This is a genomic window from Methylacidiphilum caldifontis (assembly GCF_017310505.1).
GTDB classification, from domain to species: Bacteria; Verrucomicrobiota; Verrucomicrobiia; order Methylacidiphilales; family Methylacidiphilaceae; genus Methylacidiphilum; species Methylacidiphilum caldifontis.
The window spans coordinates 291676-312684 of the sequence record NZ_CP065957.1 but is presented as its reverse complement, the minus strand read 5'-3'; the positions used below and the strand labels follow the sequence as shown (position 1 = coordinate 312684).

The window sequence follows — 21009 nt, the reverse complement described above, 5'->3', positions numbered from 1 at the left end:
GGGAGCTTATTTATGAGGAGAAATGGGCTGTTTTTGTTCTACATCAGCCTTATGCAGTTTTTGTTGGATGAGGGTTTGTTTGCTGATCCGGTGGCCATTCAAGAAATCCAGTAATAGTGAAAGAAAAAAGAAAAATGCTGCTAGCCACACCGTTATTTTGATTAATATGGAAGAAGTATGGGCACCAAAAAGGGTATCGGTTACCGAACTACCAAAGGCTGCACCCAAACCTTCCTGCTTACTCCTTTGCATGAGAATGACAAATATAAGAAAGGCGCAGACTAGAACATATAAGAAAAGAAAAAAACCAATTATAAAATTATACATAATATTAAAGGCTTCTGTTAAGCTGTACTGTTTAATATTATCGAACAAAAAGTGCGTACGTCAAGGCTTGCTCCTCCAATAAGCAATCCATCAATATCTGGACAAAGAAGAAGTTCCTGGGCATTTTCTGGGGAAACACTCCCTCCATATTGAATGCGAAGTTTCTGCGCGGATTGAAGGGAAAAAAGTCTAGAGATTTCTTCTCTTATAAAAAGATGCACTTCCTGTGCTTGTTCGGGTGTAGCATTTTTTCCTGTACCGATAGCCCAGATTGGTTCATAAGCAATGACACAATCAGCGAGCTGTTTTTCTTCTACCTCTTTCAATCCTAGCTGCAGCTGTTGACTTATCTTTTCTTTCCAAAGTCCCTGCTGGCGTTCTTCTAAATTTTCTCCAATACAGAGTATGGGATGAAGTGAAGCCGATAGGGCGGCTTTGACCTTTTTGTTGATGAAAAGATCGGTCTCTCCAAGATGTATCCTTCTTTCCGAATGCCCCACGATAACGTAGTGGCAGAAAAATTCCCTAAGCATCCAAGGCGAAATTTCTCCTGTATAGGGTCCATGAGAAGCAGGAAACAAATTTTGAGCTCCCAGTCGAACATGAGATGAAGATTGGCTAAGCAGGTCACAGATCGCTTGGAGAGCTGTAAAAGGAGGACAAATCACGACATCTGCTGCGGAGTATTCCTCTAACTCTTTCAGAAGGACATGGACAAAAGCTTTTGCCTCGGAAACCGTTTTGTTCATCTTCCAGTTTCCGGCTATTATTTTTTTTCGAACGTTCATGAAAAGCATTATTTATCTGGTATTGATTCTATACCGGGCAGTACTTTTCCTTTTAGAAAATCTAGGGTAGCACCACCACCTGTAGATATGAAACTCACCTTATCAGATAATCCACTGCGGTGCAAGGCTTTAATAGAGTCTCCTCCAGCCACTATGCTTACAGCTGAAGGATTTTCAGCAATGCTCTTGGCAATTGAAAAAGTGCCTTTCTCGCAGCCAGGAATCTCAAATATCCCCATCGGTCCATTCCATAAAAGAGTTTTGGCTGTTATAATTTCTTTTCTGTATGCCTCCATGGTTTGGGGACCAATATCCACACCAAGTCTCTGTTCTGGGATGTCTATTGCAGCAGTAAACTCAAGAGTCTTAGCTATTTTCTGCTCAAAGTCAATTGATTCAGCTACAAGATGGTCAATGGGCAGCAAGAACTTAACCTTTCTTTCTTTGGCTTTTTCCAAAGCTTCCTGGGCAACAGCTTTCTTATCGGTTTCGACCAGAGATTTGCCCACTTTATGTCCCATAGTCAATAGGAAGGTGTAAGCCATCGCCCCCCCAATAAGCAGGCAGTCTGCTTTTTCAAGAAGCTTATTTATAACCTCAATCTTATCTGAAACTTTAGCTCCACCAAGTATGACTACAAAAGGCCTTTGAGGATCCTTTAGCTCTTCTCCAAGATATTTGAGCTCTTTTTCCATCAGAAATCCAATAGCCTTTTGTTTTACAAAATGACAAACTCCTTCGGTTGAGGCATGAGCTCTATGAGCTGAACCAAAAGCATCATTGACATAAACGTCGATATGAGAAGCAAGGGCTTTTGCAAACTCTGGATCGTTTTTTTCTTCCCCTGCATAAAATCTTGTGTTTTCTAAGAGGAGCACTTCTCCTTCCTTAAGACTTTCCTTTTCTTTGTCAACCTCCGGGCCAATACAATCCCCAATAAATTTCACCTTTGTTCCCAAAAGACCACTGAGGAGGGGAGCAACAGGGGCTAGGCTTTCCTTCGTGTTTTTTTTCCCTTTTGGCCGACCAAGATGGCTGATCAAGATAATTTTTGCATCCTGATCGATCAGATATTTTAATGTATCCAGAGTTTCTAAAATTCGCGTCTGATCGGTCACGACATAGCTGTTTGTCGCTTTATCCAGTTCAAGAGGGACATTATAGTCAACTCTGACCAAGACTCTCTTGCCTTTTAGAGGGATATCGCGGATGGAAATTTTCACAACATATCCTTTCTTTTGTTACGTATAAAGACAACGCAGTTTTGTACGTTAAAGAATAACGGTTGCTATTTAGATTCGGCAAGCAATATATCTTGCAAGATCGACGCACCTACAAGAATATCCCCATTCGTTATCATACCAAGCGATCAATTTATAAAAGCGGCTATTTAAACCAATGCCCGAAGTTGCATCAAAAATGCTCGAATGGGAATCCTTAAGAAAATCTCTCGAGACCACTTGCTCATCCGTATATCCAAGTATTCCCTCAAGATAAGTAGTGCTCGCTTTTTTCATGAGGGCGCAAATTTCTGAATAGCTGGTTTCCTTTTCAGTCCTGACGGTAAGATCAACAACAGAAACAGTGGGGGTTGGCACTCTAAAAGACATACCCGTTAGCTTTCCTTTAAGTTCGGGAATGACTAGAGTCGTTGCCTTGGCTGCTCCGGTCGTGGCAGGGATAATGTTGCCTTCAGCAGCTCTACCTCCTTTCCAGTCTTTTTTTGAAGGACCGTCTTGAAGTCTTTGAGAGGCGGTATAACTATGAACAGTAGTCATTAGCCCTTCTTCAATCCCCAGGCCTTCTTTTAGCAGCACGTGGACTAAAGGTGTAAGACAATTTGTCGTGCAACTGGCGTTGGAAATGATGGTGTGTTTAGCTAGATCAAGCTGTTCATGATTGACCCCCATGACTACGGTAATATCCGCTTCTTTTCCAGGGGCTGTGATAATCACTTTTTTTGCCCCAGACTTTATGTGTCCTATCGCTTTGTTTGCCGCAGTAAACAATCCAGTCGATTCAAAAACAATGTCCACCCCTAGTTCCTTCCAGGGCATTGCTGCAGGTCCTTCTTTGATAGCCAGACATTGGATTACCTGGCCATCGACGATTAAAAGATCATCTTCTTGCAAAGAATCTTTAGATTTTGCGCTTTTTACCTCAACCGGCAGTCTCCCATAGTTGGTGTCATACTTTAAAAGATATGCAAGGTTATCGGCTGAAACGATGTCATTAACCGCAACTACAGGCAACTCCTTGAGTAGCTTTTGTTCAGCCATTGACCTTAATATTAATCGGCCAATTCTTCCAAATCCATTGATTGCGACTTTTGGCATTATTTACCTCCAATTGCCTTAATCGATGACAAGTTTAGTTTAAATGGTGTATAAACACATCGTCAACGGAAAAAATAGAAACTGTTTCATATTTTTATTTGGTGTATGTTTTTTATACATGAGTATGGAATGGATAAAGATAAAAATAATGAATTTATTTCCAAATGAAAAAAGAGGAAAAATTCCATTCTTTGTTATTTTAATTTTTATTATTTTTTTGGGAGGATCAGTATGGGGCTTTAAGATGCTTTTTAAAGATGCAAAGGAGCAAAAAGTGCAGCTTTATTTTATTGATATGGATGGAAAGCTTGTAGGTCCACTGCCATCCCAAAGAGTTGAGTTTGACGATGCTCGCTGGCGTTATTTACTTGGGGCAGAAATATTCCGCATTACTCGAAGAGCGGGCACCGAAGCTCCCTTTTGTGGGGATCTGGTTGATCATAAGCAAAAAGGGATTTATAGGTGTTCTTCATGTGGTCTTCCCCTTTTTTCTTCATCAACTAAGTTTCATTCGGGTACAGGATGGCCCAGTTTTTTTGCTCCCGTAGCAAAAGAAAATATTATTGAAAGGGTTGATCTTTCTTTGGGCATGATCCGTACCGAAATACTCTGTGCACGATGCGGTGCCCACTTGGGTCATGTGTTTGAGGATGGGCCTAAACCTACTGGGCTTCGTTATTGCGTTAATTCTGCTTCGCTCGTTTTTAGCCCGCAGTCTTTTTTTGATAAGACAACAACAGACGGCAAAAAGCTTGTCCAGGCTGCTTTTGCTGGAGGATGTTTTTGGGGTATTCAAGATTATTTCAAAAAAGTGGAGGGGGTGGCTTGGGCTATTTCAGGTTATGCGGGAGGAACCGTTCCTTTCCCTACATATGAGGAGGTCTGTAGCGGCAAAACTGGTCATGTTGAGACCGTTTATCTTCTTTATGATCCTACGGTTGTAAGCTATAGCAAGCTTTTAGAGCATTTTTGGCAAATACATGATCCGACAAATGACAAGGGGCAAGGACCGGATATTGGACCTCAATATCGGCCGATGATATTTTATTACAATGATGAACAGCAAAGACAAGCACTTCTGTCCAAAGAAAACCTAGAAAAAAAACTCTATCCCAAAAAGGTTCTTACCGCTATTGTTCAGGCTGGATCCTTTTATCCGGCTGAGGAATACCATCAAAATTATTTAGAAAAACACCATTTGCCTAATAGCTGTATTAGAAGATAAGCTTGGAGTTTTATTCGTACAATGTCCAGCTTTGTGTTTAGTTTCTGTTGGATCGCTTTGTTTTTCCTTACCTTTGAGTTGAAAGCCATAGAGCATGCCCCCATTGAATATGTTACGGCTCCCTTTGAATTCAGTCCTAAAATATGGAGAGCTCTTTTTGATGACAAACCCGTTGTCCTTCTCCAAAAACAAAAAGCCGAAGACGGGGCGATATATTACATTTTAGAGAAGTTTGATGATCCTCATAGCCCTCATTCTACGGTGAGTTACTACCTAAAGAAAATAGAGAACAAAGTTTATCTTCTTTATAAGGAAGATAAAAATGAGGAGTTTCCCATTCCCCCTTTAACCAATATGGGTATACCATGGGATATTGCTGTAAAAATTGAAAAAGTTAATCTGATGCACAAAGTCGATGCCATGGGGATGAAGGAAGCTTCAAAATGGGTTGCAGACAACATTGCAAAACATAGAAATGTCTATTTTTATACTCCTGAATTTATTGAAGCCGCAAAGAGGCTCAAAATCCTTCCGAAGAATTATAAACTTCCTCCGCTGCTTCCTAAAGAAGAGATCGAACTGGAAAAATATTTGTCTACAAAAATCACTCCAAAACTGATAGAACCTGAATGAACTGGGCAAAGAGGATGAATAGGGAAAGTCAAAGGATAAGCTGACTAAAAAGCTCTCTCTTATTTGAGTTCATTTTGCCACCAGCTGAGATAAGGATGAAAAACTTGGGAAGGTTCAAGGCTTATTATTTCTGGACATTGATAACTATGGTTTGCTTTTACGGTCATCACCAGCTTATCCCATTTTTCCTTTGAAGTTTTAACGATCAGAAGTATCTCTTGCGCTTCCTCTTGCTTATTCTCCCACCAGTAATACGAATAAATTTGGGGAATGACGTTTACACAACTAGCAAGTCTTTCATCAAGAAGCCTTTTGGCTATTTTTTGGCCTTCCTCAATAGAGGCGCAGCTAATCAAGATAATTTGAGGTTCCATAATCAATAACTTTGAAATCTCAAAGGCCTTGTCTTTCTATCCATCCTCCTCCAAGCACAATCTCTCCATCATAACACACGGCAGCTTGTCCAGGAGATATGCCGGGTTGAGGGGTTTCAAAATCCAACCGGAATCGATCTTTCTCTAAAAGGGTTAAAACAGCATTAACTTCAGGATAATTATAGCGAAGTTTTACAGTGACCTGGCGCGGACTTTCAATTTCTTTTTCAATCCAATGGGCTTGAGATGCAAAACAATGAGTTTTATAAAGGCTTTTCAACCCTCCAGCTCGAATGCTCTTGGATTGGGGATCGATATCGATGACATATAAGGGCTGTCCTTGTCCCCCAGGAAGCCCTTTTCTTTGTCCCACGGTGTAGTTTTCAATCCCTTGATGTTTTCCAATGATCATCCCTTCTTCATTAAGAATGGGACCGGACAGCCTCTTTACCAAAGCTGTTTTTTCTTTAATGAACTCCATGTAATTTTTACCTGGAACAAAGCAAATTTCTCGGCTCTCTTCTTTGTTCCATACCTTCAAGCCAGCTTCCTTAGCTATGGCTCTTACTTCCTTTTTTTCCAGGTTCCCAAGAGGAGTAATCATCCTGGAAAGCTGGCTTGGAGAGAGAGAAAAAAGAAAGTAAGATTGGTCTCTTGTTTTGTCTTTGGCTTTTTTAAGTCTTGGATTATTGTCCTGGTTTTCGACAACTGCATAATGACCCGTTGAGATATAGTCGACATCCCAGGATTGGACCCTTGCCCAGAGTCTGCCAAATTTCACCTTTTCGTTACATTTTACACAGGGATTAGGCGTTCTCCCAAGACTATATTCATTAATAAAATAACTAATAACCTCTTTTTCGAAGTAATCGGCTTCGTCAAGGACATAATGAGGTATGCCTATCAGAGCTGCCATATTTCGTGCGTCATTGATCGCATCGGGGCCACAGCATTTTTCTGCGGAGCGGTGCATGCAAGAATCTGACCAAACTTTCAAAGTAATCCCTATGACTTCAAATCCTTCTTTTTTTAAGAGGTAAGCAGCTACCGTTGAATCAACCCCACCACTCATTGCTACGACAACCCTGGGGGTTTTTTTTAAAGGCCTGCCTTTCATAAATATTAGGGCAAAGAGTTGCTATAAACAACAAACACACTGAGAGAAACTTACTGACTTAGGCCGCCTCTTTTTCCTGTCTTCTTTTTAAAATTGGAGCTTTTTTTCCTTCTGCTACAGGCCGTGAAACGATCACCTCTTCGATGTCTGTCCGAGAGGGCAGATCAAACATGATGTCAAGCATGACCTTTTCGATCATGTTTTTTAAGGCCCGTGCTCCCGTTTTTTTCTTTTTCGCCTCTTGAGCAAAGAAACGGATAGCTTCTTTTGCAAAATTAAGCTTAATATGATCCAGGGCAAAAAGCTTGATATACTGCTTTATTATAGCGTTTTTGGGTTCGGTAAGAATTTTCACCAGTTCATCTTCAGTCAGTTCCGCGAGGGAAGTGATGACTGGAAATCTCCCAACAAATTCGGGAATCATGCCGTAGGCAATAAGATCTTCAGGCTCAATTTCTACCGTTTCTTCCGCTTGTGAATTTTCGATTTCAGAAGAGTGTTTAAATCCAAGGACCTGTTTTCCTCTCCGTCGTGCAATGATTTTGTCAAGACCTATAAATGCTCCACCGCAAATAAAAAGAATGTTTTCGGTGTTAATTCTTATGAACTCCTGATGGGGATGCTTTCTTCCTCCTTGAGGGGGAACATTGCAAATCGTACCTTCTAGCATTTTAAGGAGAGCTTGCTGTACCCCTTCACCAGAAACATCCCTTGTGATTGAAGGACTATCTGATTTTCTAGAGATTTTATCGATTTCATCAATATAAACGATCCCCATTTCGGCTTTTTTAACGTCAAAATTAGCGTTTTGAAGCAATCGAAGAAGAATGCTTTCGACATCCTCTCCAACATAGCCCGCTTCGGTAAGAGATGTGGCATCAGCAATACAGAAAGGCACATCAAGGAATCGAGCAATGGTTTTTGCAAGCAGGGTCTTCCCGGAGCCCGTGGGGCCGACAAGAAGAATATTGGTTTTTTCGATTTCGACATCCTTGACTTGATTTAAAGAGGAAAGATCGGTCAACTCACTGCTGAAAATTCTTTTATAATGATTATGAACGGCAACGGATAAGACCTTTTTAGCCTTAAGTTGGCCTATAACGTAGTCTTCAAGTTGCGAAAAAATTTCAACTGGTTTTGGTATTTTGGGTTTTGCACGATTTTTAACTGGCTCTTCACGAAGCTCTCTTTCAAGTATACTATGGCAGACTTCCACGCAGGCATCGCATATGTAGACTCCAGGGCCAGAAATCAGTTTGCGGACCTCAGCTTGGCTTCTTCCGCAAAAAGAACACATGGTGATATGGACAGATCTAGCCATAATCCTCTTCTTTTTAATTACCGTTACCCATAATAATCTGGGGTTGAGGTACAGGTCTAAGCATAATTTTAGTTTTTACCACTTCATCAATTATTCCGTAAGCTTTTGCATCTTCGGCCGACATAAAGAAATCCCGGTCGGTGTCTTTTTCTATTCTTTCCAAGGGCTGCTTAGTATGGTAGGCCAGAATTTCGTTAAGCAGTCTTTTGGTTCTTAAGATCTCTTGGGCCTGGATACTGATATCAGAAGCTTGACCTTGGGCTCCACCAAGAGGTTGATGAATCATGATCCGGGCATTTGGCAAAGCGAACCGCTTACCTTTTGTACCCGCAGCAAGAAGTACCGCAGCCATACTTGCCGCCTGCCCAATACAGTATGTATTGACATCACAGCTTAAAAATTGGATCGTGTCATAGATAGCCATTCCTGCTGTTACATAACCCCCCGGGGAATGGATATAGACATTAATGTCTTTTTTAGGATCTTCCATTTGGAGAAAGAGCAGTTGAGCGATCACAAGATTGGCTATATTATCATCAATAGGAGTTCCTATAAAGACGATCCTATCCTTAAGCAGTCTTGAGAATATATCGTAGCCTCTTTCCCCACGTCCTGTTTGTTCGACAACCATGGGGATAACCTGAGAAATAATCGGACTATTCATAATTTTCAATTTTCGCTTTTTCTAAAAGAAAATCCAAAACTTTCTGAAAAAAAACTTGATTCATGAGGCTGTTGACCTGATCTGTAGATAGTTTTTTAATGAGTTTTTGAGGCTCTATTCTCTCCCTATAAGCCATTTCGTTGATAGCCACCGATAAATCTTCTTTTGTAACGGAAATGTTTTCTTTTTTTGCTATTTCTTCAAGAAGAAAATGTAATTTGGTTTTTCGTCTTGCTTGATTGAGGGATTTTTCGTAAATCTCTTCTTTTTTTTCTTCAAGTACGGCTATCGGTGTTCCCTTTTCCTGGCTTTCAGTAATTGCTTTTCTAAAGATCCATTCAGCTTCTTTCTCTACTTCTGATTCTGGAAGAGCAAAATCAGCAGAGGCCAAGAGATAGTCGATAATTTTAAGTTTTTGGAGGTTACGTGCATGGGCCTCTTTATTTTCTTTAATCGATTTTTCTACAGCTTCCATGAACTGTTTTTTATCGAGTCCGGAAATTTCCCGGGTAAGTTCATCGGTAAGCAGGGGCAGAACTTTGGATTTTATGGCTTTAAGGTTGACCGTATATTGGACCTCTTTAGCTCTCAAAGGTTCTAGAAACCAGTTTTGGGGAAAAACGATCGTAAAGGTTTTACTTTGGCCAGTTTCCATTCCAATAAGTTGGTCAGTGAAGCCCGGAATAAAAACCCCCTCTTTAATCATGACCCATTGGTTTTCTCCTTTAGCCAGTACTCCTGCATTAGGAATAAGTTCTGAAAGTGGCTTGTTTTCAAGGCTGCCTGAATAGCTGATCACTACAAAATCCCCAGTCGCGACGGTTCTATCTTTCACATCCACAAATGATGCTTTTGATTCTATGATCGATTCTACGGTTTGATCGATCTCTTCTGGCTTTATTTCAGTATTCCCTTTAGGGACAGCAATATTTATATAATTAGGCAAAGTAATTTGCGGTTTGATATCCACTATTACCGAAAAGGAAAAAGGCTCACCCTCTATGTAATGAATAGATTCAATTCCTATTAAATTGACTACTTCCAAAGCATTTTCCTTTATTGCTTTTTCGTAGACGTGTTTTAAAAGATGACTCTCAGTCTCTCTTTCAATTTCTTTTTTATATATTTTTTCGACGATTTCTCTGGGAGCTTTGCCTATTCTAAATCCAGCAATTTTCGATTTTTTAACAAAATCCTGGACGATCTTTTCTCTTTCAGGGAGGGTTTCCTCAAAAGGAATTTCGATCTTTAGCCTTTTCCTGCACCCTTCGATATCTTCAACGACACAGCTTAATGATTTTTGATCGAGTAGATGGTTGGCCATTCCGTTAATACCTCCATTTATCATTTAATCGCTTGAGCGTTAAAACCCATAAACAACTTGGTTTTATCACCTAGCTGACAATCTCATTATCGATTCTATCTTCTTCTTAGATAAAAACTTTTTATTCTTCTTTATATATTCTCTGTTGACCTCCTCCCCCGCCTGAAGGCGGAGGATTCCTTCCTGCCACCAGGGGCCTTGTTGCACCCCTTGGATCGGTCGAACAACCGACTCCCCGGCGCTACACCGGAGAACAGGCGATCCGGGCCAGTCCAGCCCTTAATATGTTCATCGCTCCCACTGTGTTGGCATGGCCTTCATACCCGCACCTCTCGCACCGGAATGTCGTTTCCTCGGCCGATTCGCTTGGCTCACATGTCCGCATTCCGGCACCGGACAAGTCTGGCTCGTGTACGGGGCCGGTACGGTCCCCAGCCAGCCCCCCAACCCGTGGAGCTTGTAGCCCAAGAACGTATCAGATTCCTCTTTTTTTGAGCCCATCTTTTTGTTTTCTATTTGTTTTCTATTTCTAATTCGCTTTAAAAAAGCTGGATACTAAATCTAAGTCTCTAAGCATAGTTCTTTACCCAGCTGAATATTCTCAGTCCCGCATAAAAGGAACGAACCCTTTAATTGTCTTCGAATATTTAGTCAACTTATTCGAAGATGCTTTGGGGAGAAGTCTTCTTGTAAATTAATCGTTTTACTTTAGAGCTGTCCAATGAAATTCACACTTCTCTAAAAATTTTTAGCTCTAAAAAAGCCCTCTCTATTTTGATAATTTTTGGCTACGGTATCCTTTATCTTGCGACTTTTAATTTTTTATATCCCTAAGATATCTTTCTGCGTCAAGCGCTGCCATGCATCCCATACCCGCAGCAGTTACGGCCTGTCTATAAATGCCATCCACGCAATCTCCGCATGCAAATACTCCAGGAACGCTCGTTTTTGTGCCCTGGGTAATTTTAATCAACTTACGGTCATCAAGTTCTATTTGTCCTTCAAATATCTGCGTGTTAGGGACATGACCTATGGCTACAAAGACTCCTCGACACTCCAAGCTTTTTTTGCTGCCATCTTTGAGATTCCTAAGATTTACAGCTCTAACTTTATCTTCTTTAGGATCGAGTATCTCCTCAACGACACTGTTCCAGATTGGTTTTATTTTCGGTTCGTTGATTACTCTTTCAGCCATTATGGGCGATGCCCTCAGGGTATCCCTTCTATGAATGAGATAAACGGTTGAGGCAAATCGTGTTAAATAAAGAGCCTCTTCACAAGCTGAATCTCCACCTCCAACAACGACGAGGGGTTGATTTCTAAAAACGGGTAAGGCTCCATCGCAAGTTGCACAAAAACTTATCCCTTTGTTTTCAAGTTCAGCCTCTCCCGGAACACCAAGTTTTCTTGGGCGAGCCCCCACCGCGATAACCACCGCCTTTGTTTCAAACCATTCCTCGTCGATTTTAACCCTTTTTATCTTTTGGTTGAACTCGACTCCACTGACAACCGATAAGTATTTCACTCGTGTGCCAAATCTTTCAGCCTGTTTACTCATGGCAGACATCAGTTCTGGCCCCAGTATGCCGGCAGGAAATCCGGGGTAATTCTCTACAATTGTTGTTGTGGTCAATAATCCCCCAGGTTCAGCTCCCGTGACAAGTAGAGGGGAAAGCCTTGCACGAGCAAGATAGATTGCAGCTGTCCAACCCGCACATCCTGATCCTATAATGATGACTTCTTCCATGTCAAAAATTGTATATTAATTAGGCTAAGACAAATTGATGAACTATTCTCATGACATAAATGTTTTTTTAAATAAAGTGGTTTTTTTATAATTTAAAAATTAAAAATTTTGTTCATATTTTTAAAATTATTTATTGACTTCGATTTTTCTTTGAATTGAATTAAAACTTCTTATTTATAGGAAAGGTCCCTTGAACTCCATTTTTCAAAAAATAGAGCATATTCGCACTCATATTCCCTATTCGGGGTTGTTTAAAGACAAGGAGTGGAGAATAAGCCCATTTAGCTTTAGGTTGGAAGACCGTTACGTAGATATTCTCAACCGTTTAGGTAGCTATCTTCAAAAATTTTATGAAGCAGCTGATCTTCTTTATAGATTAAGCGTTCGGGGAAAGCAGCCCTCTTTTGTGCATGAACTTCTAGACAAAGGAAAACCAAAAGAGCTTGTCGAAGTCTCTCGAAACGAAAAGTTAAAGAACGCTCTTCCACGGGTTATTCGGCCTGATCTTATATTGACTGAAGAGGGTTTTGCTCTCTGCGAGCTTGATAGCGTACCAGGAGGCATAGGGTTGACCGCTTGGTTGCAAGAGACTTATGGGCAATGGGGTGAACCTTTGATTGGAGGAAGGGAAGGGATGAAACAGGGTTTTAAGACAATTTTTCCAGAAGGTGTTGTTGTCGTTTCGGAAGAGGCAATGACATATTGGCCCGAATTTGAATACCTGGTGGGCTTGGAAAGAATGCGTCATGCTGAAAGCTTTACATTTGATTCTGAACCCGTTTACCGGTTTTTCGAATGCTTTGATTGGGAAAAATTAGATACCCTGCGGACCAGTTATTCTCCAGATAAACATGTGGTTAGCCCCCCCTTAAAACCTTACTTAGAAGAGAAATTGCTTTTGGCTCTTTTTTGGTTAAAACCTTTATCTGATTTTTGGAAAAGATATTTAAGTGAAAAGGGGATGCTCTTTTTGCAAAAGCTCATCCCCTATACATGGGTAGTTGATCCGACCCCTCTTCCTTATAACGCCGTGATTCCTGGCCTTGAAATTCAAAGCTGGGATGAGGTGGCTGCTTTTAGCCAATCTCAAAGAGAGTTGGTATTAAAAGTTTCTGGATTTAGCCCTTTAGCATGGGGTTCAAGAGGTGTATATATCGGTTCTGATATGCCCTCATCCCAGTGGCGGGAAAAGATTTCATTGGCCCTGTTAGATTTTGACCATCATCCATGGATAATGCAAAAATTTGTCCGTGGAAAACTTGTCCAGCATCCTTATGTCGAGGCTGACAAGATAGTCGAGATGCAAGGACGAGCCAGAGTATCCCCTTATTATTTTGTCTATGGTTCAGTTGTCCAGCTGTGTGGAGTCCTTGTTACGATCTGTCCTGCAGACAAAAAAATCATTCATGGAATGAAAGAAGCGATCCTTGTTCCTGCTTCTTCAGCTCCATGTGGGGAAAGTAAAAAAGAACAATGCAATGAGAAAGTAGAAGTCGGTTAAGAATGCTTTTATGAACTTATTGGAATACGTTGCAAAAGAGATTTTGGCCAGGGAAGGAGTGCCTGTTCCCCAATTTGGGGTTGCATCCAGTCCTGATGAAGCTTTTGATGTTGCTGTAAAACTTAATAAAACTCCTCTTGTGGTTAAGGCACAGATAGCGGCAGGAGGAAGGGGAAAAGGGAGATTTGCCGATGGATATGAAGGAGGGGTTAAAATTTGCAAGACTACGGAGGAAGTAAGAGAAGTAGCTGCAAAAATGTTAGGAGGAATTCTTGTCACAGCGCAGACGGGTCCAGTAGGTCAACCGGTAAGAAAAGTAATCGTTACTGAATCGGTTAACATTGTCGAAGAGATCTATCTTTCCTTAACCTATAGCTATAGTGAAGCGGCTATCTGGGTGATGGGAAGTCGTTTGGGTGGTGTTGAGATTGAAAGGATCGCCCTGGAAAACCCTCAAGCTTTTGTTAAAAAGACTTTTTTACTGGACCAGCCGTTATGGGATTTTCAATTGCGAGAATTTGGAGCGCAGCTTGGCTTTAAGAGTAAGAGTCTGGTTGATTTTTCAAAAATCCTCAAATCTCTTTTTCAAGCTTTTATAAAGCACGATGCCACGCTCTGCGAAATTAATCCATTGGCTATTGATAGGGAAAATCGGTTTTGGGCATTGGATGCCAAGATCTCTATCGATGATAATAGTCTTTTTCGCCATGATGGGCTTTCAACTTACCGATTTGAAACCGTATACGATTCTCAAGAATTAGAAGCCCTGAGCCATGGGGTCAATTACGTGGGATTGGATGGACAGATTGGATGCCTAGTTAACGGGGCAGGGCTAGCCATGGCCACGATGGATATTCTTGCTCGTTTCGGCGGCAGGCCCGCTAATTTCCTAGATGTTGGGGGAGGGGCAGATCAAAACCAAGTGGAAAAGGCTTTTCGGGTTTTATTGTCTCATCCCAACTTGAAGGTTATTTTGATCAATATTTTTGGCGGCATTATGCGCTGCGATCTTATTGCAGAAGCTATTGTAGAGGCAACAAAAAAACAGCCGCTCCATGTTCCTCTGGTCATTAGACTAGAGGGAACTCGGGTTAAGGAAGGCAAAGAGATATTAGAAAAATCTTCTCTTCAATATGTCTTTGCTGAAGATCTCGAGGAGGCGGCAAAAAAAGCGGTTAATCTTGTTGAAAAGTAACTCTTATGGCTATTTTACTTAAAAAAACAGATAGAGTGGCCGTTCAAGGCATTACGGGTAAGTACGGGAGTTTTCATGCGCGGCTATGCATGGAATATGGGACAAAGATCACAGCGGGCATAACACCGGGTAAAGGGGGAGGGGTTTTTGATCAGGTTGTTCCTCTTTTTGATACACTTAAAGAAGCTAAAGAAAAGACCGGTTGTAATGTTTCTCTCATTTTTGTGCCCGCTCCATTTGCGGTTGACGCGATTATGGAAGCGGTCAGCTCTCAAATGGACCTGATCATTTGCATTACCGAAGGCATACCCCTGCAGGACATGGCAAAAGTTAAAAGATGGATATCTCCAAGAAAAATAAAACTTGTGGGTCCCAACTGTCCTGGAGTGATTACGCCTGGAGAGTCCAAAGCGGGAATAATGCCTGGATATATCCATAGACCAGGAAAAGTAGGGATTGTCTCTCGAAGCGGCACTTTAACTTATGAAGCGGTATGGCAGATTAGCCGGTTGGGCTTAGGGCAGAGTAGTTGTGTGGGGATAGGGGGAGATCCTATTCATGGTTTGTCTATTAGGGAAGTCGTTGAAATGTTCTGGGAAGATCCTCAAACGGAAGCTGTGCTTATTATTGGGGAAATTGGGGGTATGGAAGAGCAGCAAGCCGCACAGTGGATTAAGGAAAATCCCAAAAAACCTGTAGCTGCTTTTGTGGCGGGACTGACAGCTCCATCGGGAAAAAGAATGGGACATGCCGGAGCGATTATTCTTGGCCAATCCGGAACGGTAGAGGCTAAACTTGAAGCCTTTAGGGAGGCAGGTATAAAAGTAATCCCTTCAGTTTCTGAAATAGGTAAAGGAGTTTATGAGGCGATTGAGCAGTGGAATTTAAAAAAAATGATTTTGTAAACCCTACTCTTTGTGGCTAACTATCTAACACAAGCTCATTGAATGAAAAAGAGTAGGGATTAACGATGGCTTCTGGTACACCTTCCTATTTAATAGTAGAGCCCTGTCCTGTAATTAAAGGAGAAATAGAGGTTCCTGGAGACAAAAGTATAAGTCATAGGGCCATTATGCTCGCCTCTTTGGCTAGGGGCAAAAGTAAGATACGTCATTTTCTTCCCTCCGAAGATTGCCTTTGTACGCTTAAGGCTTTTGAAGCAATGGGAGTAAGGGTTGAAAAAGAGGGTAAAACCACCCTCTTTGTCGAAGGAAAATCAGGAATACTTGACCCACCCTTTGAAGCTCTCGATTGTGGTAATTCGGGAACAATGATGAGACTCTTGGCAGGTATTCTTTCTGCCCAACCCTTTTATTCTAGACTTGTTGGAGACCGATCCCTATCCCGAAGACCGATGCATCGAATTATTGAACCTCTCCGTTTAATGGGAGCTAAAATTCGTGCAGAGGGAGAAGGAAATACTCCACCTCTTTTTATTGAGCCTTCCTCACTTAAAGGCATTGAGTATAAGTTGCCGATCCCAAGTGCCCAAGTTAAGTCTTGTATCCTTTTTGCTGGGCTCTTTGCTTCTGGAATTACGCGGGTTATCGAGTCTGTACCGAGTCGTGATCATACCGAAAGGCTATTCGAGCAATTTGGGGTGCGTACTCTTAGGGAAAATGGGCATATTGTTCTTCATGGAGGAATGAAATTGGAATCAGCGGATATCGTCGTTCCTGGAGATTTTTCTTCAGCTGCTTTTTGGATTGGAGCTGCTGCTGCTCTGCCAAACTCGGAACTAAGGGTGCGATCTGTGGGACTAAACCCTACGCGTACGGGGCTTATTAAAATTCTTTTGAGAATGGGTGCGCAAATAGAGGAGTTTGTGGAATCTGATATGAAAGGAGAGCCTATAGGCAGTCTCTGGATTCGGGGAAATAAATTAAAAGGGACGGTGATTGAAGGGGATGAGATCGTGGGGGTTATCGATGAACTTCCCATTTTGGCGGTTGTTGGAGCTTTAGCCGAAGGTGTTACAGAAATAAGGAATGCCCAGGAGCTGAGAGTTAAAGAAACAGATAGGATCAAAGCCATTGTCACTAACTTGAGAGCATTTGGAGTAGAGGTTGAAGAGCTTGTTGATGGGATGAGAATTCAAGGAAGGGATTTTGTGCAACCTGCCAGAGTCGAAAGCTTTGGGGATCACCGCATCGCTATGGCTTTCGCTATATTGGCCCTGAGAGCAAGCAGAGCTTCAAGGATTGATGATGTTGATTGCATCAGCACTTCATATCCTGGTTTTGAGCAAGACTTAAATGCGTTAACCCATTCTTTTTCTAAAGACTGGATTGAGGAGCCTAACAAAAAAATCAGAGGCTTTATAGAAAGGTTGACGGGGGCCGATAAATTAGAGCCGGTGAAGAAAAAAGAGATTCCTTATCCCGTCATTACCATTGATGGTACTACGGCTTCTGGAAAAAGCACCGTAGCCCAAGAGATCGCCAAAGCCTTGGGATTTACCTATTTCAATACGGGGGCTCTTTATCGAGCAGTGACCTGGAGAATTTTATCTCTGGGCTATGACGTTCATGATGAAGAAAAGGTTGTTGAAGCTTGCAGTAGATTAAAACTGCGATGCGCTATCCAAAAAATAGATTCTTTTTACAAAGCCACAGTTATTCTGGACGAGAGGGTGCCAGACGAAAAAACTGACCTACGATCGGCCGAAGTCAATGCAGCAGTTTCGATTGTTGCTTCTTATGCGAGAATCAGGGAGTGGTTGTTGCCCTTTCAAAGAGAACTTGCCTACCAAACCCCGCTGGTCGTAGAAGGAAGAGATATGGGATCGGTCGTCTTCCCTGAAAGCCCCTACAAGTTTTTCCTTGATGCACAGTTGGAAGAAAGGGAAAAAAGGAGAGAAAAACAGGGAGAAAAGGATGATGTGGAGAAAAGGGATAGGTTGGATCAATCAAGAAGTTCAGCTCCACTTCTTTGTCCTGCCGATGCGGTAAGGTTAGACACTACAAAGCTTTCTATTGAAAAGGTAGTAGACAAAATTCTCGATGTTCTCTGGAAAAAGGGATTACCCATAACAAAATCAAAAGCATAAAATTTTATATAATTTTTCTCTTTAGCTTTCTCTTTTTTTTGGACAGGCTGATCAGTTGTGAAAAAAGGTTACGCTATTGCTCGAGCTTTGACTTTGGGGTTTTTAAAGCTTTTTTGCGATTTTAAAGTTTATGGCCAACAAAACATTCCTTCCTACCCCGTGTTGATCGTAGCCAATCATTGTAGCTATCTTGATCCCCCAATTGTAGGATGTGCTTTTAAAAAAGAGATCTATTTTGTTGGCCGAAAAACCCTTTTTAATCATCAAGTCTTTGGAAAACTCATCAGTTATTTAAATACCATTCCCTTAGACCGAGATAAGCCTGAAGTGGGTTCTTTCAAGTTGATTTTGGATCTTTTTGAAAAGGGAAAATCCATTCTCATCTTCCCAGAGGGGACAAGGAGTCCATCTGGGGCATTACAAAAAGCTGCTCCTGGGGTAGGCTACATCGCTGTAAAAGCTAAAGTGCCGATACTGCCCCTTAGAATATTTGGCTCTTTTGAGGCTTTTCCAAGGACAGCAAAGTTTCCCAAGCCTTATCCGATCAGGGTTGTTATAGGCCAGGCTTATAAGCCAATAGACTGTCCTGCTGGACTTTCTAAAAAAGCCTATTATCAGAGTGTGGCCGATGAGATGATAAGCAAAATTGCTTCTCTCAATATTGATTATAAATTGGGAATGGCTCAAAAGGATTTGCTTGTGTAAATAAAAATTTACAATATTAGTACTATAATTTCATGATTGTGAAGAAAAACGGAAAGGCTGAACGAAAAAGTGCAATTTCTTTGGCCGAAGCTCGAGTCGGTTCTATCTTTTATGTCCATTCTATAGAAGGAAATGCGGTAGAATGCCACCGGTTAAGAGAGTTGGGTTTTTGTGAAAAAGCTGAAGTGGTCAAGATAGCACATGGAGCGATGACTGTGTGCCTTGTTTGTGGTTCAAAGTTGGGATTAAACAAGTGGTTAGCCAAAAGAATTTTTGTTACCGCGGCTAAGAAGGATTCAGCACTGTAGGGAGTCTGTTGATATTCCAAATGCAACCATTAAAAAATTTTTACTTATTAATTCATGAATTATTTCTATGGCTTTGTTGAAAAAAGACGAGAATGCATTTAATACTAAATCGGCAAGTAAGCCTTTTACCTTCGCCCTTGTAGGTAATCCTAATTGCGGGAAAACAACTCTTTTTAATGCGTTGACGGGATTAAGACAAAAAATTGCCAATTATCCTGGAGTCACTATCGAAAAAAAAGTCGGATTTTTTTATAACTTGCATGGAGAAAAGTGTCAACTGATCGATCTTCCTGGAACTTATAGCCTTCTGCCCAACTCCCCAGACGAAAAAATAACCACCGAAGTTCTTTTGGGACTAAGGGAAGATACTCCTAAACCCGATGCGGTTATCTGCATTGTAGATGCAACAAACCTCGAAAGAAGTCTTTATCTTGTCAGTCAGATCCTTGAACTAGACATTCCCGTAATCGTGGCTCTTAATATGATCGATGAACTTGCAGCCAAGGGATGGGAGGTTGATTTCAAGGCTCTTTCTCAGCGGCTTAACTGTCCGGTGGTTCCCTGTCAAGCTAATACAAAGAGCGGCACTGTGCCCTTAAAGACCGTATTAACAAAAGAGATGGCGCGTTCGAAGCCCTTTGTTTTGAATTATCCTGATTTTATAGAAGAAGAAATTGTAATCTTAGAAGGCCTTCTTCAGTTGCACAACAGAAAACCAGTTGAAAGGATGGTCCTCGTTTTGATTTTGATTTCTCCAGATCCCGTAGAAGCGGCCAAGTTATTTCAGCTCGATTTTCTAGCTGAAACCGTAAAATCATCCCAAGAAAAAATCGAGAAAATCAATCCGAGCTGGAGAGATCTTGTTGTAAGGAAAAGATATAATGCCCTTCAAAATCTGCTCAAAGGAACTGTCAAGAAAGGTGGGCAGCTATCGAGGGGGTTTAGTGATATGATCGATCGCTATGTGGCTCATCCCTTTTGGGGATGGTTGATTTTTTCTTTAGCTATGGGACTGATGTTTCTGGCCGTTTTTGGCATGGGATCTTATCCTAAAGATTGGATTGACGAGAGTATCAGAAAAATCGCTCAGAAATTCCAAGAATTTTTTCCTCCTGGAGAGTTGAGAGATCTTATTTGCCAAGGAATTATTGGGGGAGTTGGCAATGTGGTTGTGTTTTTACCCCAAATATTGGTCCTATTTTTCTTTATCGGTCTTTTAGAAGACACGGGCTATATGGCTAGGGCTGCCTTCTTGATGGACAAACTCATGAATGCCGTTGGTCTTCATGGAAAATCCTTTTTGCCTATACTAAGTAGTCATGCCTGTGCGATTCCAGGAATACTTTCTGCAAGAACCATTGATAATCCCAAGGATAGGCTTTTGACTATACTTATTGCTCCTTTTGCAAGTTGTTCGGCTCGATTGCCTGTTTATGTGTTGATGTGTGGAATACTCTTTTCTGGAAGTGCTCATCCTGTGCTATGGAGTTCTCTGACTATTTTCTTCCTTTATTTTTTGGGTATTGGGGGTGCATTTTTCTTCGCTTGGGTTTTTAAAAATACTTTTTTTAAAGGCAGACGCCCTTTTTTGCTTTTAGAACTTCCTCCTTACCGAAGGCCTTCGATTAAATCTATCGGTTTACAGATGTATGAGCGATCTTTAGCTTTTCTTAAAAGAGCGGGAACGATTATCGTTTCAGTTTCCATTTTGCTATGGTTTCTTACCTCTCATCCTAGGCTTCAAGGGGAAAGTTCTTCCCAAGCTCTTGCTCATAGTTTTGCAGCAAACATCGGTCATTTCATAGAACCGGTCATTAAACCTTTGGGATTTAATTGGAAGATTGGGGTAGGTTTGTTAAGTGCTCAGGCTGCAAGAGAAATGTTTGTCAGTACCATGGGAATAATCTACACTGGGGAGGAAACCAAGGAAGATATTCTCCCTTTAACTCAGGCTATGAGTAACGACTTGTGGCCCGACGGCAGAAAGGTATTTAGCCCCTTAAGTTGCCTTTCCTTGATGATTTATTTTGCTTTTTCCTTGCAATGTTTGAGTACGGTAGCCGTAGTGAGAAGGGAGACTGGCTCATGGAAATGGGCAGCATTTCAATTTGCCTATATGACTTCCTTTGCTTATATTTGTTCTTTTATATTTTATCAATTAGGTTTATTATTAGGTTTTAGCTAAATAAATATTGGATATTAGGTGGGAAATTTTGAATGAATTGGCAAAGTATTGTAACGGTTATTATTGTGTTTTTAGCTTTAGCATATTTAATAAAGGTTTATAAAAAAAAGGGAGCCGGCGGTTGTGGATGTGATAAATGTATAAGGGAGAAAAAGGCAGATCCATTCTCTTGATTTTTTTGACTCTATCCGCAAATTCAATGTGTTGTTT

At 41.2% G+C, this 21009-nt stretch carries 21 protein-coding genes and 2 pseudogenes; 11 read left to right on the top strand and 12 right to left on the bottom strand.

From position 1 onward, the window contains the following. Positions 1-6: 6 nt before the first annotated feature. The 4 genes from secG to gap form a co-directional block, all read right to left on the bottom strand. Entirely contained in the window at positions 7-327 is a 321-nt protein-coding gene (gene secG, locus IT6_RS01530) for a preprotein translocase subunit SecG (protein ID WP_206827113.1), read from the bottom strand. Positions 328-344: 17 nt separating this feature from the next. Continuing rightward, positions 345-1115, bottom strand: coding sequence for a triose-phosphate isomerase (gene tpiA, locus IT6_RS01525; protein WP_242524276.1), 771 nt, complete (start codon positions 1113-1115; stop codon positions 345-347). Positions 1116-1123: 8 nt separating this feature from the next. Next, positions 1124-2338: a phosphoglycerate kinase gene (locus IT6_RS01520; protein ID WP_206827103.1), complete on the bottom strand. Its 1215-nt coding sequence runs from the start codon at positions 2336-2338 to the stop codon at positions 1124-1126. A 69-nt stretch (positions 2339-2407) separates the two neighbouring features. Further along, the gene (gene gap / locus IT6_RS01515; RefSeq protein WP_242524275.1) at positions 2408-3451 is read right to left on the bottom strand and encodes a type I glyceraldehyde-3-phosphate dehydrogenase; all 1044 of its coding nucleotides are present in this window, start codon (positions 3449-3451) and stop codon (positions 2408-2410) included. A gap of 244 nt (positions 3452-3695) precedes the next feature. Between gap and IT6_RS01510 the strand changes: the two genes are divergently transcribed. Next, on the top strand, positions 3696-4676 hold the full coding sequence (locus tag IT6_RS01510) for a bifunctional methionine sulfoxide reductase B/A protein (RefSeq protein WP_206827101.1): 981 nt from the start codon (positions 3696-3698) through the stop codon (positions 4674-4676). A gap of 21 nt (positions 4677-4697) precedes the next feature. Next, a complete protein-coding gene (locus IT6_RS01505; protein ID WP_134440096.1) occupies positions 4698-5309 on the top strand; it encodes a hypothetical protein in 612 nt (203 codons plus the stop codon). 59 nt (positions 5310-5368) lie between these two features. Here IT6_RS01505 and cutA read toward each other — a convergent pair whose 3' ends face one another. The 8 genes and pseudogenes from cutA to trxB form a co-directional block, all read right to left on the bottom strand. Continuing rightward, positions 5369-5683, bottom strand: a complete 315-nt coding sequence (gene cutA / locus IT6_RS01500) for a divalent-cation tolerance protein CutA (RefSeq protein WP_206827099.1) — start codon at positions 5681-5683, stop codon at positions 5369-5371. Between the two features lie 19 nt (positions 5684-5702). Continuing rightward, positions 5703-6800, bottom strand: a complete 1098-nt coding sequence (gene mnmA / locus IT6_RS01495) for a tRNA 2-thiouridine(34) synthase MnmA (protein ID WP_206827097.1) — start codon at positions 6798-6800, stop codon at positions 5703-5705. 58 nt (positions 6801-6858) lie between these two features. Beyond that, a complete protein-coding gene (gene clpX, locus IT6_RS01490) occupies positions 6859-8121 on the bottom strand; it encodes an ATP-dependent Clp protease ATP-binding subunit ClpX (protein WP_134440090.1) in 1263 nt (420 codons plus the stop codon). Between the two features lie 13 nt (positions 8122-8134). Continuing rightward, positions 8135-8785, bottom strand: a complete 651-nt coding sequence (gene clpP / locus IT6_RS01485) for an ATP-dependent Clp endopeptidase proteolytic subunit ClpP (protein WP_134440089.1) — start codon at positions 8783-8785, stop codon at positions 8135-8137. After that, entirely contained in the window at positions 8778-10109 is a 1332-nt protein-coding gene (tig, locus tag IT6_RS01480) for a trigger factor (protein ID WP_134440087.1), read from the bottom strand. Before tig ends, clpP begins: the two co-directional genes overlap by 8 nt. A 241-nt stretch (positions 10110-10350) precedes the next feature. Beyond that, positions 10351-10494: a zinc ribbon domain-containing protein gene (locus IT6_RS01475; protein WP_206827095.1), complete on the bottom strand. Its 144-nt coding sequence runs from the start codon at positions 10492-10494 to the stop codon at positions 10351-10353. Positions 10495-10514: 20 nt separating this feature from the next. Then, positions 10515-10610 (bottom strand): annotated as a pseudogene (locus IT6_RS10705) (hypothetical protein); the annotation flags it as partial. A gap of 313 nt (positions 10611-10923) precedes the next feature. After that, positions 10924-11856 carry a thioredoxin-disulfide reductase gene (gene trxB / locus IT6_RS01470; protein ID WP_242524274.1) on the bottom strand — a complete coding sequence of 311 codons (933 nt, stop codon included), beginning with the start codon at positions 11854-11856 and terminating at the stop codon, positions 10924-10926. Between the two features lie 190 nt (positions 11857-12046). Between trxB and IT6_RS01465 the strand changes: the two genes are divergently transcribed. The 9 genes and pseudogenes from IT6_RS01465 to IT6_RS10565 all read left to right on the top strand — a co-directional run bounded on the left by IT6_RS01465 (position 12047) and on the right by IT6_RS10565 (position 20972). Continuing rightward, positions 12047-13357 carry a hypothetical protein gene (locus IT6_RS01465; protein ID WP_242524273.1) on the top strand — a complete coding sequence of 437 codons (1311 nt, stop codon included), beginning with the start codon at positions 12047-12049 and terminating at the stop codon, positions 13355-13357. Between the two features lie 10 nt (positions 13358-13367). Further along, complete coding sequence (gene sucC, locus IT6_RS01460; protein WP_206827093.1) at positions 13368-14552, top strand: ADP-forming succinate--CoA ligase subunit beta; 1185 nt, start codon at positions 13368-13370, stop codon at positions 14550-14552. A gap of 5 nt (positions 14553-14557) precedes the next feature. Continuing rightward, the gene (sucD, locus tag IT6_RS01455; protein ID WP_134440079.1) at positions 14558-15457 is read left to right on the top strand and encodes a succinate--CoA ligase subunit alpha; all 900 of its coding nucleotides are present in this window, start codon (positions 14558-14560) and stop codon (positions 15455-15457) included. Positions 15458-15522: 65 nt separating this feature from the next. Further along, a pseudogene (gene aroA, locus IT6_RS10575) lies at positions 15523-16794 on the top strand (3-phosphoshikimate 1-carboxyvinyltransferase); the annotation flags it as partial. A 114-nt stretch (positions 16795-16908) separates the two neighbouring features. Further along, a complete protein-coding gene (gene cmk / locus IT6_RS10570) occupies positions 16909-17601 on the top strand; it encodes a (d)CMP kinase (protein ID WP_368666690.1) in 693 nt (230 codons plus the stop codon). Positions 17602-17658: 57 nt separating this feature from the next. Then, entirely contained in the window at positions 17659-18306 is a 648-nt protein-coding gene (locus tag IT6_RS01445) for a lysophospholipid acyltransferase family protein (RefSeq protein ID WP_206827083.1), read from the top strand. A gap of 38 nt (positions 18307-18344) precedes the next feature. Continuing rightward, on the top strand, positions 18345-18614 hold the full coding sequence (locus tag IT6_RS01440) for a FeoA family protein (protein WP_390881561.1): 270 nt from the start codon (positions 18345-18347) through the stop codon (positions 18612-18614). Between the two features lie 67 nt (positions 18615-18681). Beyond that, positions 18682-20799, top strand: coding sequence for a ferrous iron transport protein B (gene feoB, locus IT6_RS01435; protein WP_206827081.1), 2118 nt, complete (start codon positions 18682-18684; stop codon positions 20797-20799). A gap of 32 nt (positions 20800-20831) precedes the next feature. Beyond that, positions 20832-20972, top strand: coding sequence for a FeoB-associated Cys-rich membrane protein (locus tag IT6_RS10565; RefSeq protein WP_134440070.1), 141 nt, complete (start codon positions 20832-20834; stop codon positions 20970-20972). Positions 20973-21009 lie beyond the last annotated feature (37 nt).